Genomic DNA, 17,927 nt, shown 5'->3' on the forward strand with positions numbered 1-17,927 from the left:
AAAAAGAAGGATTTTTAAAATTAATAACGTATGTATAAAATAGTGTAATAATGAAAACATTAAAACCTTTTATTTGCTAAAGAAAAGAGAGGTTAAATATGAAAAAATTAAACGATGCTGAAATTCTTGAACTAAAATCAATACAACAAAATGAGTTGGAAGGGAAAGAAGTATATGGAAGGTTGGCTAAATTAGCCAAAGAACCTGATAATGCTAAAATTCTAAAGAAGATAGCAGAGGATAAAAAACACCATGCGGATATATTTAAAGAATATACTGGTAAATCTCTAAAAGTGAGTAAATTCAGAATATTTTTTTATAGTCTTGTATCAAGGATTTTTGGATTGACTTTTGGTGTAAAACTTCAAGAAAGAGGCAAGGAAGAAGTACAAAAAAAATATAATAGAATGTTCAATACTATTACAGAAATGAAAGAAGTCATAGAAGCAGAAAAAAAACATGAAGCTGAACTTATTCATTTAATGAATATAGAAAAACTTTCCTATATGAGTTCTATTGTTTTAGGATTGAATGATGCCCTGGTGGAACTAACCGGAGCTTTGGCAGGGTTTACCCTATCCATACAAAATTCAAAAATCATTGCTTTAATGGGATTGATTACTGGTATTTCAGCATCTCTTTCCTTATCAGCAAGTGAATATTTATCCATCAAATCGGAAGGGAAACCGAAAGCACAAAAAAGAGCAGTTAAATCAGCATTACATACGGGAATTGCCTATATTTTTACTGTAATAGCTCTAATAATTCCTTATTTTTTAATAGTGAATTATGTAATCAGTTTGATCGTGACGGTTCTGATAGCTATTATGATTATTTTTTTATTTAATTTTTATATTTCTGTAGCTAATGATTACAATTTTAAAAAAAGGTTTATCGAAATGGCAGCAATCAGTATTGGTGTTGCCATACTCTCTTTTATCATTGGTTATTTAGTCAAGGTTTTTTTAGGGTTTAAGATATAAGACAGTATAAAAAGGTTATTTTCCCTTTACTCAAAAACAAGTTTTTTTGAAGTTCAGTGCATTACCTCTATTTGTTGACATTTAGATGTCCTAAATATAAATATTTATCATTGATAAGAAAAAATTGATAATACCTGGTTGCTATATTTAAGGTAAATAAAGGTATTTATATTCTATGGAATAGTGAACTGTAATAATAAAAATAAACAGTAGGAGGAATTTATTATGAACATCGGTATTATTTTATATTCTGAAACCGGCAACACTTATTCTGTTTCCCAGAAGCTCAAGGAAAAACTGGACAAAGCGGGACATTCTGTGAACATCGAAAGATTAAAAGTTATCGGTAAAGCAAAACCCGGGGTAAAAAATATCCAATTCGAATCGCTTCCTGATATCGAGTCATACGATGCCCTAGTATTTGGTTCCCCGGTGCAGGGCTTTTCCCTATCATCAGCAATGACCATCTACCTGTCACAGATAAAATCACTTCAGGATAAAAAAACAGCCTTTTTGGTGACTCAATCTTTTCCTTTCCCATGGTTGGGGGGAACCCGTGCAATCGGACAAATGAAAAAAATATGTGAATCCAAAGGAGTAACTATTTGCGGAACAGCAATTGTTAACTGGTTAAAACCTAATCGTGAAAAACAAATTACTGAAGTAGTTGAAAAATTGAGTAAATTATTTTGATAACGGGTCAAAAATGAATGAAGAAAAAATTATCGAACAGATTAAATTAAAAAAGGATATTAATGAATTAGCCAATCAAATAATTAAAAATCCCAAACTCATCGAAGTGCTTATAACAGCCATTGATAATGAAAAAGGCAGTATTAAATTTGGTTGTGAAAAAATTGTTCGTTTGGTTAGTGAAAAAAAGCCGGAATTAGTCTATCCTTATTTTGATTTTTTAGTAAAATTTCTCGATTCTGAAAATAATTTTATCAAATGGGGTGCAGTTGTTAGCCTTTCGAATTTATGTCGTGTAGATTCAAAAAAACAGTTTGAAAAGATATTTAACAAGTATTATGCCCCTATTACAGGCCCAATTATGGTTACCGCTGTAAATATCGTAGGAAATTCATGGAAAATTGCCCAAGCCAAACCAGAATTAATTGATAGGATTGTAGAAGAAATATTAAAAATAGAAAAAGCGAAATATGAGTATAAAGGAGAACTATCTCCTGAGTGTAATAATGTAGTTTGCGGACATGCCATAGAGTCTTTTGATAAGATTTTTGAAAAGATAAAAAATCAAAAAAAGATAATGGCATTTGTAAAAAGGCAACTAAATAATTCGCGACCTTCGGTAAGAAAACGAGCAGAAAAATTCATGAAGAAATGGTTTCACTGAATACAACTGCAAATTACTTATTAGGTATTTTTGCGTAAGTGTTATAAAATACGCGTTCATATAATAATTCATTTTCTCTTTTCGGGATTTTTTCTTCATCAGGGTAACCAAGAGCAATAATAGACAGAACATTCACATTTTCCGGTATTTTAAGTATTTCCCTGATATATTCTTCCGCAGTTTTGGTTTCTGAATGCATTCTTTTTCTTATTTGAATCCAGCAACTTCCTAAACCCAGCGCATGTGCGGTTATCATAATGAATGTAGAAGAAATAGAAGCGTCTTCAATCCAGACATCTGATAAATTCTGGTCTGCGGTAACAACGATTCCCAGGGGTGCATTCGACAAGAATGCAGAGCCATGCATCTTGGATAAAGACAGCCGGGACAGTAAATTAATATCATTAACCACAATAAACTGCCAGGGATAGTTGGCATGAGAAGACGGAGATAATAGTGCAGCCTGAATGATTTTGTTTATCTTTTCTTGCTCTACTTCTTTATTTTTATATTTTCTAATGCTTCTCCGTTCGCTTAACATAGACAATAGATAATTATTCATCTCATGGTACCTCTTCTAAAGTATTTTTTATCTTTTAAATGACATATTAAAGCAATTTATTTAATTTTTTTTCATTGCCATAGATTCGCTTTTATTGTACTTATATATCAGATTGTATAAAAAAAGCATGTTCAGCAATAACACTGTCATTATATCATTATATTAACATAGATCATCAAGATATAGAGCATCATATTTTATAATTATAGGAAGGATGAATAATAATTGTCAAAAATATTTCTATTTATGCGATTTCAAAAAGATTTAGTGAACTGGTATCGGGCTAACCATCGTTCGTTGCCCGGGAGAGAAACGAAAAATTTAAACTTGTAAGGCATCATAGGATGTCATCCGGGGCAATCACGATATCATTATATCGAAAGATATCTCCTTTTTAATTTTTAAATGACAACTTCTTTCTTAATAATTGACTTTGTAACATAGGAGTAATATACTTTAAAATTAGTTAAAAGATAATCCTTTTTATATAGTTATCTGTTTCCTGTGGAAAGGTTTTAAAGTCTTTTTAGGGAATTTTAAAACTTCAAAGAAGGTGATATCATGGAAGAGCAAAATATCATGGAAGAGCTCATCGAGCTCGATACCAGAGCAACTGATATAAACGCAAGAAGGAAAAAACAGTTAGTGGAACTGGAAGGCCGATATCAAGAAGAAGAAAAAGAAATGCTCAGGGATTATGCAAGCCAGATTGAAGAGGAAACCAAGAAAACTACAAAAAAGATACTGAAAGAAGCGCAACAGGAAGTTAACCAGTTGAAGTTGAATACCAGGGAAGTCCTGGAGAATATGGAACGAGAATTTGAGGAATCCCTAAAAAATATGACTGATGAAATATTAAAGCGGATTTTTGATATCCATTGGGAGAGCCATGGATAAGGTTACTATCTATGCAGCGGTAAACACCAAGATAAGGGCACTGGAAAAAGAATTTTTGAAGCGTGAAGACTATTTAAACATGCTTAAGAAGAAGACCGTGGCCGATGTAGCCCGATATTTAAAAGAGGATATTCCCTATGGTAAGCTATTAGGGGAAATTCACCTTGACACGGTCAGCAGGAGAGACCTGGAAGATATTCTGAAACGCAATATGATCAAAAACATGGATAAACTAATACATTATTTCCGGGATGACTATAAAGTTCTTATTCGTTCGCTTTATATAAAATACGAGATAGAAGATTTGAAAGTTCTGGCCAGAAGTATTTTTAACGGTATAAAGCCAGAAACTATTAAAAAATCTCTTTCCTTTTTAGGTAAATACAGTCGAGTTAGTCCTGAAAAGCTTTTTAAATCAAGGACGATTAGGGATTTGATATATTCTTTGGAAGGTTCGGAATTTTTTGAGTTTCTGATTCCCCTGGTAGATGGAAGGAGAGAAAATCTCTTCAGGTTTGAGATGGCCTTGGATATGAGTTATTTTAATATTATTCAAAGCCGAAAGCTAAATATATCCGGAGAAGACAGGATAATACTGAAGAAATGGGAAGGCATGGTAGCCGACCTCTATAATATTCAGTGGGTATACCGAGGCAAGAAATTTTACAACCTGTCACCCGAAGAGCTTCTAAACTACACCATAAATTATGGAGATAAACTGACTTTTGCAAACCGTAAGGACATGTGTTATACCAAGAACCTTGAAGAGCTCTACAGGATGACGATAAATTCGGTCTATGGTTTTCTGTTTAAAGAAGAAGAGAAATCCACAAATATATATATGGAAAGGCGCATAAATCGGTTTATGTATTATAAACTCAAGGCTTTAACCCGTGAGCTCCCCATGAACATAATCCAAACCATAGGATATGTGTGGTTACTTGAATTCGAAATAAAGGATATTATTTCTATCATAGAGAGTATAAGATATAATCTTCCACCGGAAGAAGCCAGGAAATTTCTGGTGAAAGCGGCTTAGTTCAAGGAGATGTTTTTATGAGTGTAGAAAAAATGAAAATTATGGGAGTTATAGGTAAAAATAATCTTTTAAACAAGGTTTTACGTTTGGTGACTTTAAATGGAAGTATGCACATGATCAACGCTCTGGCCAGAGTGAATTCCACCGATTTTTTTCTTCCTCCCAGTGAGAAAAACATAGAAGCCTTGGAAGAAGAACCTTTCCTAAGACCTTATTCTTCAAAGCGTGATTTTACTAAAGACGAAGAAGTGGTAAAATTATTACTCAATCTTTTTAATATAAAACCCCAATTAAGCGCGGAATTTTTAGGTGAGGATTATGAGTATGATAATTTTATAAAGCAATTTTCGCACATCTACACCAAGGTCCGCTCCACTGCCGATGAGATAGAAGAAAAGGTGCGCTTAATCGATAAAAAAAGAGAATACGTTAACAATCTTAAATATCTCTCCAGGCTTAACATAGATATAAGCCGGTTTATTGATATGAAGTATCTTGTATTCAGGCTTATAAGGATCTCCAGGGCAAATTACGATAAACTCAAGAAGAATTACGAAAACATACCAGCAGTCGTATTAAAGGTGGCGGTGGAAGGCAAATATGTCATAGTGGCTTCCATAACTCCGGTAAGTCTGGAAGAAACCCTGGAAAAAATTTTTAGTTCTCTTAATTATACCCTTCTAAATATACCCAGAGAATTTAAAGGTACTGCCGCAGAAATTATAGAGGAACTTACCCAAAGCATAGGTGAAGATCAAAAGGTAATAGAATCCCTGAAAAAATCCTTGGAAGATTATAGGTTAAAATACCTTAAAGATTTAGAAAAAGGTTATTCCAGGCTGGAAATGGAAAAAAAAATTGAAGAACTCAAATCAGAGATCGCCATAGGTGATAAATTATTTTTTATGTTTGGCTTTGTGCCTGTCAGCGCTGTATCCAAACTGAAAAACGAACTGGAAAGTCAGTTCGGGGACCAGGTGATTATTTTAGTAGATGATGTAAATAAATCTAGTTCGGGCATAATCCCCCCCACAAAGCTGATCAATATCAAACTATTTAGACCTTTTGAAATGCTGGTGAAGATGTATGGTACTCCCGCTTATCGCGAAAAAGACCCAACGGTATTTTTCGGTTTAGCCTACATGTTTCTCTTTGGAGCGATGTTTGGTGATGTGGGCCAGGGTCTTATATTGCTTTTTTCCGGTCTTATTTTAGAGCTTGTATGGAAGAGTACTGGCCTGGGAGGAATTTTGAGCAGGATAGGATTAAGTTCTACTATTTTTGGTTTCATTTACGGCAGCATTTTCGGTTCCGAGGAAATCCTATCGCCGCTTATCATCAGGCCAATGGAAAATATAAATATCATGCTGGTAGCCGCAGTGGTTTTTGGTGTAGTACTTATTTTAATTGGTTATATATTTAATATAATAAATTCCAGACTTGAAAAAAACATGGAAGAAGGCCTTTTCGGCAGAAATGGTGCAGCAGGACTTGTCTTTTACCTGATATTGTTATATACAATATTTCGGGTTTTCGTTACCCATAGTAACATAATGCCGATATTGATTTATATTATGGTTGGTCTTCTTCTTTTAATGTTATTTAAAGAGCCTTTATCTAACAAGCTTGCCCATAACGATAAGCTCTATAGAGAATCTCCGGCAAATTACTATGTAGAAGAGGGTTTTGGAGTAATAGAGACCCTACTTTCAATGCTGTCCAATACCATATCCTTTCTAAGGGTTGGGGCTTTTGCCTTGAACCATGCGGGACTTTATATAGCCTTTGCCACCTTAGCTGGGATGATGAGTACCTCATGGGGAAACCTGGCAGTATTGATATTGGGAAATATAGTCATTATCGCTTTAGAAGGCCTGATAGTTTTTATTCAGGCTTTGCGGTTGGAATATTACGAACTCTTTACCAAATATTACCGGGGAGACGGCATAGAATATATCCCAGTACAAATAAAAGATGGTTTATCTGCTAGCAGGAAAATAAGTTTAAATCATAAAAGGGTTATTCCCCTTGGTATAGGGGCATATAACTTTATAACATTATAAATTTGAAATAGAGGGGGTTTTAGGAATGTATGCAGTATTGTTTATTGCCGTAGCCATATCGGGATTGACTATTGCAGCGGGATTCTATGTATATTTAAAGAAAGACAAAACAAATATAAAGAGGATCAGAAAATTAGTGAGAGTCAGTTTATTGATCTATGTAATACTGGTAGGAGTTTTCTTATTTTTCTTGATACCTGATATTGCCAGAGCTGAATCTTCAACAAATTCTCCATCGGGAATGGGATTTATAGCAGCAGCACTTTCCACCGGACTTGCCACGATTGGGGCAGGTTATGCAGTGGGAGCTGTAGGCTCCTCTGCACTGGGAGCTGTTTCGGAGGATCCGAATATTCTGGGTAAAACCCTTATATTTGTGGGTTTAGCCGAAGGTATTGCCATATATGGGCTTATTGTTTCTATCATGATACTGGGTAGACTATAGAGGGGTACTATGAAAGTCTTTTTGCTAAGCGACAATACCCATACCTTAACCGGCATGAGGTTATCTGGTGTAGAAGGAGTGGTAGTCCACGAAAGGGAAGAAATATTGAAAGAATTGGCAAAGATAAAGGAAAAACGGGATATAGGAATTCTATTTATAACCGAACTATTAGCGGAAAGGGTTCAACTGGAACTAAACGAAATGAAAGTTTCACAAAACCTTCCCATAATAGTTGAGATTCCCGACAGACACGGCACCAGGAGGCCTCCCGACTTTTTAACCAGGTATATAAGAGAATCCATAGGACTTAAGATTTGAGGTGAATGATATGTCCGGTACGATTGAAGATAAAATTTCTCTTTTCACGAAGGTGGTTATAGAGAGAATAGAACTTGATTTTCAGCAAAAACAAAAAAAGCTGGTGGAATATTATGAAAATCGGAAAACTGAAATGATAAAGGAAAATGAAGAAAGAAAAGAGAATAGTATAACGAGAGCCAAAAAAGATGCTGAAAACAAAAAGCAGCAGACTATTTTAAAGACCCGGTCTGCCATGCACCTGGCAGTATTGAAAAAGAGGCAGGAATTTGCCGAAAGGATCATGAACGAAGTTAAGAAAAAAATCAGGGCTTTTATTGGTACAGCAGAATATGTGGGATTTTTAGAGGAAGCCATAAAACAAATATTATCAAAGTTTTCTAATGACCAATTCGTGATTTTTAGTTTTAGTAAGGATGATATTGAAAACAAGCGGGAAGTCATTTTACAAGCCATAAAGTCTTTCAGAAATGAGGCTACTTATAAAATTGAGGTTGTTGACAACCTGATCGGCGGGGTTTTTGTAGAAAGTGGTGATGGCAGGATGGAGATAGATTTGACTGTAAATACTATCCTGGAAGAGAGCAATAAGCAAGCGGGAGAAATCCTGTCTTCGTGGTTAAATAGGGAGCGCTAAAATGACCAGGCAAGGAAACATTATCTATATTAATGGCCCGGTAATAAGAGCCGACCATATGGACGATTTCATGGTGCGAGAAATGGTGATGTTGGGTGGAAAAAAGCTAATAGGTGAGGTCATTTCTCTGGAAAATGATTTGGGCACTATCCAGGTATATGAAGAGACTTCAGGCCTGGGAATGGGAGAAAAAGTGTATGGCACTGGAAAACTTCTTTCCTTAAAGCTGGGGCCAGGCATTATAGGTAATATCTTTGATGGCATCGAGAGGCCTCTCTCCAAGATATATAATTCGGGATTTAAATTTATCCCTGAAGGTATAGGTCTCCTATCCATAGACGAGAAAAAATTATGGGATGTGGAGATTCTGGTAAAACCGGGAGATATTTTAAAATTCGGGGAGGTTTTTGCAAAAATTCAGGAGACAGCTATTATACTTCATAAAATTATGGTTCCTCCAGGGATAAAAGGTAGAGTGGTAAGTACAGCAAAAAGCGGTTCCTATACCATTCAGGATCCACTGGTTGTTTTGGATGAAGATGGTAAAAAGCATGAGCTTAAGATGGTTCAGGAATGGCCGGTAAGGCAGCCAAGACCCATAGTTCAGAGGATGCCTATAGAGAAATTACTGGTAACCGGGCAGAGGGTTATAGACACTTTCTTCCCCCTGGCTAAGGGTGGTACTGCTGCTATCCCCGGGGGATTTGGCACCGGAAAGACTATTACTCAGCACCAGTTAGCCAAGTGGAGTGATGCTGATATCATTGTTTATATTGGTTGTGGTGAGCGTGGTAACGAGATGACCGAAGTTCTGGAAGATTTCCCTAAGTTAAAAGACCCCAAAACTGACCATCCTTTGATGGACCGGACCGTACTAATAGCCAATACCTCCAATATGCCGGTGGCAGCCCGGGAGGCTTCTATATATACCGGTATCACCATAGCTGAATATTTTAGGGATATGGGATATAATGTGGCAGTTATGGCTGATTCTACTTCCAGATGGGCTGAAGCTCTGAGAGAAATTTCCGGTAGACTTGAAGAAATGCCTGCTGAAGAAGGTTACCCTGCTTATCTTGCCTCAAGGTTGGCAGCATTTTATGAGAGGGCAGGATATGTCAAAAACCTAAATGGGAGCGAGGGATCTATTACCGTAATCGGAGCGGTTTCTCCGGCAGGTGGAGACTTTTCAGAACCGGTTACCAAGTCCACCAAGAGGGTCGTAGGGGCTTTTCTAGCACTAGATCGAGAGCTAGCTCATGCCAGGCATTTCCCCTCCATAAACTGGCTTTTATCCTACAGCAGCTATATTCCTATGTTGAAAGATTGGTTTAAAGAGAATGTGGCATCAGATATGTTAAGTATCAGATCTAAAATGATGGGGATTCTTCAAGAAGAAAACAAACTTATGGACATTGTAAAACTGGTAGGAGAGGGAGTGTTACCGGATGACCAGAGGGTTATACTGGAGATAGCCAGAATCATAAAGACGGGATATCTCCAGCAAAATGCCTATCATCCCCAGGATTTCTATGTGGCTCTTTCCCGTCAGTATAGTATGCTCAAGGTAATTGATCAGCTTTATGACCGGGCATATTCCTGCGTAAAAAAGAGCATACCCCTTTCTAAAATTAAAGATGAGAAGCTTTTTTCCGAAATAATCATGATGAAATACAATGCTACTGAAGCAAAACCCGGGCTCTTCCAGGAGCTTATCGACCGGATAAATCATTATTACGACAGCATAGAGAACTTATACAAGGAAGGTAAAGCAGATGAAAGTTAGATATTTAAAATTAGAAAAAGCTGAAGGCCCTCTTGTAATTATGGATGAAGTCAAAGATGCGGTCTATGGTGAAATAGTAGATCTAGAGATGTCTAACAAAGAACACCGAATGGGTGAAGTAGTTCAGATTGATAGAGGAAAAGTTATCATACAGGTTTTTCAGGGGACATCAGGCATTTCTTTAGATGGTGTCAGTGTGAGTTTTTCCGGAAAACCTATGGAAATACCTATGTCAAGTGAAATTCTCGGCAGAGTCTTTAGTGGCACGGCAAAGCCTATAGACGGTGCTGGAGAGATATATTCCCATAAAAATTACAACATAAATGGCCGGCCTATGAACCCTGTAGCAAGACTTTACCCGAGAAACTACATCCTGACCGGGGTTTCGTCTATAGATGGTCTTATGACCCTAATTAGGGGTCAGAAGTTACCTATTTTTTCAGGAGATGGCCTTCCTCACAATCAGTTGGCAGCCCAGATTGCCAGACAAGCCAGGATTTCGGGTGAAGAGGTAGATAGCTTTGTGGTGGTTTTTGCAGCTATGGGTATAAAGCACGACGAGGCTAATTTTTTTCGGAAAGATTTTGAAGAGGCTGGGGTTATGAGCAGGGTGGTCATGTTTTTAAATCTGGCCGATGATCCGGTCATGGAGAGGATTATCACTCCCAGATGTGCCCTTACTGCTGCCGAGTATCTTGCTTTTGAATGTGACATGCATGTATTGGTAATAATGACCGACATTACCAGTTACTGTGAGGCATTGAGGGAGATCTCTTCAGCCAGAGAAGAAGTGCCCTCCAGAAAGGGATATCCGGGGTACCTTTATTCAGACCTTGCTAACCTCTATGAAAGGGCAGGGATGTTGAAGGGATCTAAAGGAAGCATTACCCAGATAGCCATACTTACTATGCCCAATGATGATATCACCCATCCAGTACCAGACTTGACCGGGTATATCACCGAGGGGCAAATAGTTTTGAATAGGTCACTATATCAAATGGGAATTTATCCTCCTATTAATATCCTCCCATCGTTGTCGCGACTCATGAAGGATGGCATTGGTGAGAAATACACCCGGGAAGACCATCCTGATGTGGCAAACCAAGTTTTTTCCTCCTACTCCAGGGTCCAGGAGATAAGAGCTTTGGCCCAGATCATAGGGGAAGATGAGCTTTCAGAGATAGACGGTAAGTATATGCACTTTGGTCGGCAGTTTGAAGAACAGTTTGCAAAACAAGACTTTGAAGAACATCGAGATATAAATCAGACTCTGGAAATAATGTGGGAGCTTCTTAGGATTTTGCCTGAAAAGGAACTCACCAGAATAGATCCTTCTCTGATAAAAAAATATTTCAGGAAGTAATTTTGAATGCAAGAAAACATTGCTTCAACTAAAGCCAATCTAATAGCTGCACAAATCTCTCTGGACTTTTCCAAAAAAGGTTACGAACTTTTGGATAAAAAGAGGAATGTACTCATTAGAGAGATGATGGAATTTATGGACAGGGCTAAAGAAATTCAACAAAAAATGCGAGATATCTTCAAAGATGCTTATGAAGCTCTAACTGTGGCCAACATTACCATTGGAATAAATGAAGTTCATGAAGTGGCCAGGTCTATACCTGAAGCTACTGAATTTAGCATTCTTAGCTATAGTGTTATGGGTGTTGAAATTCCTCAAATAAAGTACGAAAAGCGCGAGATCGTTCCTTACTACAGTTTTTATCATACCAATACAGCTCTGGATGTAGCTCTACAAAAATTTCACCAGGTGAAATATCTACTCTATGAACTGGCAGAAATAGAGGATTCAGTGTATAAACTGGCCATAGAAATAAAAAGGACCCAAAAAAGGACTAATGCTCTGAAGAACATCCAGATACCCAAGTACGAAAACCTGGTGAAGTTTATCTCCGAAGTCCTGGAAGAAAAGGAGAGGGAGGACTTTTTCCGGCTTAAGGTCTTGAAGAAGAAAAAACTCCACCGGGTATTATCGGAGTAAATACCTGGAAGATTCCCCAAATTTTTGTAACCGAAAGCCTAAATTCGAATTTTACAATCCTCAGTTTTACTTTAAGCAAAGATGATGTCAGTGGAGAAGAGAGTTAGACTGGAGAAATAGTAATGGAAGATAAATTAAATAAAAAAATAGTATTATTGATAGCTACTTTAGGAGCTTTTATTGTACCATTTATGGTGTCATCTGTTAATATAGCCTTACCTTCTATAGGTAAAGAGTTTGCCATGAATACCGTTTTACTGAATTGGGTTGTGTTATCTTTTATGTTATCTGTAGCTATTTTTATTTTGCCATTTGGAAGATTAGCAGATATCTTTGGCCGAAAGAGGCTTCTTCTATATGGAATGTCATTTTTTACTCTTTCCTCTGTACTTTGCGGACTATCCTTTAATCCAGACATGTTAATTGCCTCCCGAGTTCTGCAGGGAATAAGCAGTGCCATGGTATCTGTAACTTTGGTGTCAATACTAAGCTCGGTATTTTTTAAAGGGGATCGGGGCAGGGCACTTGGAATTAATGTAGCTGCAACTTATATCGGTTTATCTTCCGGACCATTTTTAGGTGGATTATTAACCAAATATTTGGGCTGGAGAAGTATTTTCTTTTTAGTTGTACCAATAGGAATAATGGTTATCATTATTTTATTGAATTTAAAGCAAAACTGGGCTGAAGCAAAGGACGAGGAGTTTGATTATAAAGGTTCTATAATTTATAGTATTGGTCTTTTCGGGGTAGTATATGGCCTTTCTCTGGTTCGCTCCTTTTGGGGTCCTATACTCATGCTCATAGGATTCATATTAGTGGTCCTTTTTGGTTTATATGAAAATAGAGTTAAAAATCCCATACTTAACATGACTTTAATAAAAAACAACAAAATACTTACCTTTTCGTCTCTTGCAGCATTGATTAATTATAGTGCGACTTTTGTTATTAGCTATCTCTTGAGCCTTTATTTGCAATATATTAAAGGTTTTGATCCCCAGCAGGCGGGGTTAATCCTGGTGGCACAACCCCTGGTTCAGGCTTTATTCTCACCTCTTGCGGGCGGGTTGTCAGACCGAATTGAGCCTCAAATAGTTGCTTCTTTGGGTATGGCGGTAACTTCAATTGGTCTCGCCTTTTTTATCTTTCTAACTGAGAATACCGGCATAGAGTATATTATTACTGCATTATCGGTAGTCGGTTTTGGTTTTGCCCTTTTCTCATCTCCGAATACTAACGCAATCATGAGTTCGGTAAGCAAAAAATACTATGGTGTTGCATCTGGGATTATTGGTTCGGCTCGTTCAGTAGGGCAGGCCTTTAGTATGGGGATCACTTCCTTGGTGATGGTATTTTATATGGGGAATATTCAGATCAGCCGCAATAACCATCCAAATTTTATGATCAGTTTTAAAGCAACTTTTATTATACTTGCCCTGCTTTGTTTTTTGGGTATATTTGCTTCTATTGCAAGAGGTAAAATAAATAAAATAAGAGAATAAGCTTGGATTAAAAATTAAAGATGTTGACAAAACATTTCTTTTGTTGTATATACTTTACTATAAATGGTCGATAAATTTCATTGATTATTTTACTATAGTTTTATATTATTGAGAAAGTGAGGTGATTTTGATGCCTTGCTGTGGTGGAAAAAAAGATAAAGGGAAAGATAAAGGGAAAGATAAAGGAAAAGGAAAAGATAAGTAAGAGAATTGAAATAGTAAATAGTAATATCAACAGTTAAAGCCCTAGCCATTTTATGGTTTTAGGGCTTTACTTTTAAAAAATAATTCAGTCAGGGAAGAATACCGCTAATCTTTACTGCAGTATAGGCTAGAAGAAGAGATAAGATACCGTTAATAATAATTCTTAATTTTAGTTGATGAAGATATTGGTTGATCATCGCTCCGAATAAAGCCCAGGTTAAAACAGCACTAAAAGCTATTAGAGAAAAAACCAAAGAAAATAGAACAATATAAAGAAGATTACCAATAAGGGGATTTAAAAAGACCGAGTAAAGAGTTAGACCATAAATGATTCCTTTAGGATTTATAAATTGAAGTAATATCCCTTTATAAAAACCCCAGAGATATTGGTTGGACTTTTCTTTAAAGGAAAAACCAGCTTTGAAAGTGCTATATGCCAAGTAGAGTACATATGTCGCTCCAACCCACCGCATTATCGGCTCGACAGAGGGAATAGTGGTAAAAAGTAAGTTAGAAAAAAATCCGCAGAGCAATAGCAGTAAAAAAAATCCACTAATAATTCCAAAGATGTAATTCATAGTTTTTTTTATGCCAAAATTAATACTCATGGAGGCACAGCTCAAGTTATTGGGTCCCGGGGTGAAAGTGGTGATCAAGACGAAGGGAATTAAAGTTCCAAAGTCAATTAAGTTCAATTTTTGTTCCCTCCTCAATTGTTTATTTTGAATGATAGTGTTTTGGATTCAGGTTGCAAGCTAAAGCGTTTTTAAATTTATATTAAAATACTACTATTGTCAAGTATCAAAAAAAGAAGATTAGCCTTTCAATTGAATAAATATCAAAGATATTATAAAATAAATGAGGAGTGAAAATTAAGGAGTGAAGTTTTAAAATAATATTATTTTGAAGAGGAGGTGTATACGATGAGAAGAGTTATAGATTTCCAATTAATCATTATTATCGTGGTTGTGGTATTTATTTCTTTTTGCTCTCTAGGTTATACAGCAGGAGAGGTTATTACCTGGGATAAGACTTTTGGTGGAATCGAAGCAGATATGGCTAATTCTATTATTCAAACTGAAGATGGTGGATATGCCCTTGCCGGATATACCTGGTCAAAAGGTGCAGGAAGACAGGATTTTTGGGTAATAAAACTTTATGAAGATGGAAGTGTAGAATGGGATAGAACCTTTGGCGGAAGTGAAGCTGACGTAATATACTCTATCATTCAAACCAACGATAAAGGCTATGTTGTTGCCGGGAAGACCCAATCAATAGCATCCGGAGAAAAATCCTGGGTGATAAAACTGAATGCCAGAGGAAACCAAGTATGGGACAATACCTTTGCTAAACGAACAGATGACGAAATATTTTCCATTATCCAGACACAAGATGGAGGTTATGCAGTCTGTGGATATACCGGTGATAAAGAATGGGGTGAAGTAGACATCTGGATAATAAAGCTTAATAAAACCTTAAATATAGAATGGGATAAGATATTTGGTGGGATTGGCTGGGATGAAGCAAATACCTTACTTCAGCTGGAAGATGGAAGTTTTATTCTTTTTGGTTTTGTTCAATCAAAAGATCAAGGAAGAGAAGATGCCTGGGTAGCCAAACTTGATGAGAACGGAGAGACAGTTTGGGATAAGGTTTTTGGCGGAAGTCAAAATGACGAAATATTCTCCGGTATTAAGACTACAGATGGAGGTTATGCGGTTTGCGGATATACTGAATCAAAAGGAGCAGGTGGATATGATGCCTGGGTAGCCAAACTTGATGAGAACGGAGAGACAGTTTGGGATAAGGCTATTGGCGGAAGTGAAGCAGAGGTAGCAAACTCTATTATCCAGACCAGGGATGGAGGCTATGCCCTTGCCGGATATACCTGGTCAAAAGGTGCAGGAAGATATGATGCCTGGATACTTAAACTTGATGAGAACGGAAAAGTGATTTGGGATAAGACTTTCGGTGGAAGTGATGAGGATGTAGCAAGATGTATAATTCAGACTACAGATGGAGGTTATGTTCTTACGGGATACACTGAATCAAAAGGAGCAGGAAGATATGATGCCTGGATACTTAAACTTGATGAAGAAGGGAACCTGTAGTAAAAATATTAATTTATTTTAAAGACGAGGATATTTTACGGTAGATGTTGAATGATTATCATTAAGCTAGAATGAAAGATAATATCCATATGTCTTTAATTCTTTTCGTATAATACCTATGCAAGAAAATATAAAATTAAGGGGAAGAGTAAGATGAAAATACTCCTGGTTTACCCTGAATACCCGGAGACCTTCTGGAGTTTTAAATATGCTTTAAAATTTATTTCTAAAAAGGCGAGTCTTCCTCCTTTGGGACTATTAACTGTAGCTGCCTTGCTTCCTAAAGACTGGGAGAAAAAACTAATAGATATGACGATAACAGCATTAATTGATAGAGACATCAAATGGGCTGATTATGTATTTATTAGTGCCATGTCTATTCAAAAGGAGTCGGTGAAGAAGGTTATTACTCAATGTAAGAGGTTGGGAGCTAAGATTGTTGCCGGCGGACCGTTCTTTACCTCCGGGTATGAAGACTTCGGGGATGATGTAGATCATTTTATACTTAATGAAGCTGAAATCACCCTGCCTCTATTTTTAGAAGATTTAGAACGAGGACACCCTAAACATATCTATACCTCAGATCAGTGGATCGATATAAAAAAGACCCCCATTCCGCTTTGGGAACTAGCCGATATATATAAATATGTCAATATGTGTATTCAATATTCTCGAGGGTGTCCCTTTAATTGTGATTTTTGTGATGTTACCTTCCTCTTTGGACATCAGATGAGATTAAAAACCAAAGACCAGATATTAGCAGAATTGGATAGCCTGTACTCACGGGGATGGAGAGGCGGAGTATTCATTGTTGATGATAATTTTATCGGGAATAAAAGAGAATTAAAAAATAAAGTACTACCGGCAATGATTCATTGGATGGAAGAACGAAAATATCCTTTCAACTTTACTACTCAGGCTTCTATAAATCTCTCCGATGATGAGGAACTTTTAAATTTGATGCTTAAGGCAGGGTTTGCTTCTGTATTTGTGGGTATCGAAACTCCTAATGAAGAAAGCCTGGCAGAATGCAACAAGTTACAAAATAAAAATCGCGATCTGATTGCTTGTATTAAAAAAATACAAAAGTTCGGTTTGATAGTTAACGGAGGATTCATTATGGGCTTTGATAATGATACGCCGCTAATTTTCGAGAAACTAATTGAATTTATCCAAAAAAGTGGTATTGTAAGTGCTATGGTCGGATTGTTAAATGCTCCTCGAGGCACCAAACTCTACCAGAGACTGGTAAAAGAGAATAGATTATTAAAAGAAGCCACAGGTGACAACACTGACCTTTCCATTAATTTTATTCCCAAAATGAATTATAAAGCACTTATTGCTGGTTATAAAAGAGTTCTCAATACCATTTATTCCCCTAAATGTTACTATGAACGTCTCCTGACGCTTTTAAAAAATATGAAACCTTTAAAAAAGAAAAGATATCAATTTCATCTTTGGTATATTACTGCTTTCCTAAAATCTGTCTGGCAGTTGGGTATCATAGGGAAGGAAAGATTTTATTATTGGAAAATCTTTTTCTGGACCTTGTTTCGTCGTCCGCAACTCTTACCTACGGCTATAACCTATGCCGTCTACGGTTTTCATTTTCGTAAGATTTACAAAAACTATTAATTATTGCCCCCCAAAGGTTACAGATATATTACTTTATTGATTTTAAGATATTCGATTACGGCTAATCTGACCGCTTCCGGATTGATCTTTCTTAAAACTTGGTAATTTATCTTTTCCACTTTCAGAGTGTTATGGTGTCCAGTCATCATTAAACCTCCATTCTATCTTCTCAGGATCTATTTCTAATAATTCTAATACTTTTCTAATATACTGAGAACAACCATAATTTAAAAATTGTATAGCATATCCTGGATAACGCACAAATGTTATTTGACTAAATTTCAAAAGTAGTATATTATTTAGAAAAGTTATTAATATAATACTTAATTTAAGTAATATAAAAAGTCTTTTCGAAGAATTTATCAGACTACATAATTATGCAAAGG

At 36.4% G+C, this 17,927-nt stretch carries 17 protein-coding genes; 15 read left to right on the plus strand and 2 right to left on the minus strand.

All coding sequences use genetic code 11. The features are described 5' to 3' along the window. The first annotated feature begins 98 nt into the window (after window positions 1-98). The 3 genes from ENO17_06255 to ENO17_06265 all read left to right on the plus strand — a co-directional run bounded on the left by ENO17_06255 (window position 99) and on the right by ENO17_06265 (window position 2,340). Window positions 99-983, plus strand: coding sequence for a rubrerythrin family protein (locus ENO17_06255; GenBank protein ID HER24631.1), 885 nt, complete (start codon window positions 99-101; stop codon window positions 981-983). A gap of 225 nt (window positions 984-1,208) precedes the next feature. Further along, complete coding sequence (locus tag ENO17_06260) at window positions 1,209-1,676, plus strand: flavodoxin (GenBank protein HER24632.1); 468 nt, start codon at window positions 1,209-1,211, stop codon at window positions 1,674-1,676. 13 nt (window positions 1,677-1,689) lie between these two features. Continuing rightward, window positions 1,690-2,340, plus strand: a complete 651-nt coding sequence (locus ENO17_06265; protein HER24633.1) for a hypothetical protein — start codon at window positions 1,690-1,692, stop codon at window positions 2,338-2,340. A 13-nt stretch (window positions 2,341-2,353) separates the two neighbouring features. Here ENO17_06265 and ENO17_06270 read toward each other — a convergent pair whose 3' ends face one another. Next, window positions 2,354-2,902 (minus strand): NAD(P)H-dependent dehydrogenase/reductase, encoded by a 549-nt coding sequence (locus ENO17_06270; protein HER24634.1) that lies wholly within the window; start codon window positions 2,900-2,902, stop codon window positions 2,354-2,356. Between the two features lie 561 nt (window positions 2,903-3,463). Between ENO17_06270 and ENO17_06275 the strand changes: the two genes are divergently transcribed. The 10 genes from ENO17_06275 (at window position 3,464) to ENO17_06320 (ending at window position 13,591) form a co-directional block, all read left to right on the plus strand. Beyond that, window positions 3,464-3,799: a hypothetical protein gene (locus ENO17_06275; GenBank protein HER24635.1), complete on the plus strand. Its 336-nt coding sequence runs from the start codon at window positions 3,464-3,466 to the stop codon at window positions 3,797-3,799. Continuing rightward, entirely contained in the window at window positions 3,792-4,838 is a 1,047-nt protein-coding gene (locus tag ENO17_06280) for an ATPase (protein ID HER24636.1), read from the plus strand. The genes ENO17_06275 and ENO17_06280 overlap by 8 nt, the downstream gene beginning before the upstream one ends. Before the next feature lie 17 nt (window positions 4,839-4,855). Next, complete coding sequence (locus tag ENO17_06285; GenBank protein ID HER24637.1) at window positions 4,856-6,901, plus strand: ATPase; 2,046 nt, start codon at window positions 4,856-4,858, stop codon at window positions 6,899-6,901. A gap of 25 nt (window positions 6,902-6,926) precedes the next feature. After that, on the plus strand, window positions 6,927-7,346 hold the full coding sequence (locus tag ENO17_06290; protein ID HER24638.1) for an ATPase: 420 nt from the start codon (window positions 6,927-6,929) through the stop codon (window positions 7,344-7,346). 9 nt (window positions 7,347-7,355) lie between these two features. Next, entirely contained in the window at window positions 7,356-7,664 is a 309-nt protein-coding gene (locus ENO17_06295) for an ATP synthase subunit F (protein ID HER24639.1), read from the plus strand. A 10-nt stretch (window positions 7,665-7,674) separates the two neighbouring features. Continuing rightward, window positions 7,675-8,301, plus strand: a complete 627-nt coding sequence (locus ENO17_06300; GenBank protein ID HER24640.1) for a H(+)-transporting ATPase — start codon at window positions 7,675-7,677, stop codon at window positions 8,299-8,301. A 1-nt stretch (window position 8,302) separates the two neighbouring features. Further along, window positions 8,303-10,087, plus strand: coding sequence for a V-type ATP synthase subunit A (locus tag ENO17_06305; protein HER24641.1), 1,785 nt, complete (start codon window positions 8,303-8,305; stop codon window positions 10,085-10,087). Then, the gene (locus tag ENO17_06310; GenBank protein HER24642.1) at window positions 10,077-11,450 is read left to right on the plus strand and encodes a V-type ATP synthase subunit B; all 1,374 of its coding nucleotides are present in this window, start codon (window positions 10,077-10,079) and stop codon (window positions 11,448-11,450) included. Before ENO17_06305 ends, ENO17_06310 begins: the two co-directional genes overlap by 11 nt. Before the next feature lie 6 nt (window positions 11,451-11,456). Next, on the plus strand, window positions 11,457-12,089 hold the full coding sequence (locus ENO17_06315) for a V-type ATP synthase subunit D (protein ID HER24643.1): 633 nt from the start codon (window positions 11,457-11,459) through the stop codon (window positions 12,087-12,089). Between the two features lie 122 nt (window positions 12,090-12,211). After that, entirely contained in the window at window positions 12,212-13,591 is a 1,380-nt protein-coding gene (locus ENO17_06320) for an MFS transporter (protein ID HER24644.1), read from the plus strand. A 293-nt stretch (window positions 13,592-13,884) separates the two neighbouring features. Here the strand turns inward: ENO17_06320 and ENO17_06325 are convergent, their stop codons facing one another. Beyond that, window positions 13,885-14,490 carry a LysE family translocator gene (locus tag ENO17_06325; GenBank protein ID HER24645.1) on the minus strand — a complete coding sequence of 202 codons (606 nt, stop codon included), beginning with the start codon at window positions 14,488-14,490 and terminating at the stop codon, window positions 13,885-13,887. A gap of 228 nt (window positions 14,491-14,718) precedes the next feature. On the opposite strand from ENO17_06325, the gene ENO17_06330 reads away from it, so the two are divergent. Both ENO17_06330 and ENO17_06335 read left to right on the plus strand, forming a co-directional pair. Continuing rightward, window positions 14,719-15,906 carry a hypothetical protein gene (locus ENO17_06330; protein ID HER24646.1) on the plus strand — a complete coding sequence of 396 codons (1,188 nt, stop codon included), beginning with the start codon at window positions 14,719-14,721 and terminating at the stop codon, window positions 15,904-15,906. A 153-nt stretch (window positions 15,907-16,059) separates the two neighbouring features. Continuing rightward, window positions 16,060-17,541, plus strand: a complete 1,482-nt coding sequence (locus ENO17_06335; GenBank protein ID HER24647.1) for a DUF4070 domain-containing protein — start codon at window positions 16,060-16,062, stop codon at window positions 17,539-17,541. Window positions 17,542-17,927: the final 386 nt, after the last annotated feature.

It is taken from the genome of Candidatus Atribacteria bacterium (assembly GCA_011056645.1).
Taxonomy (GTDB): Bacteria; Atribacterota; Phoenicimicrobiia; order Phoenicimicrobiales; family Phoenicimicrobiaceae; genus Sediminicultor; species Sediminicultor quartus.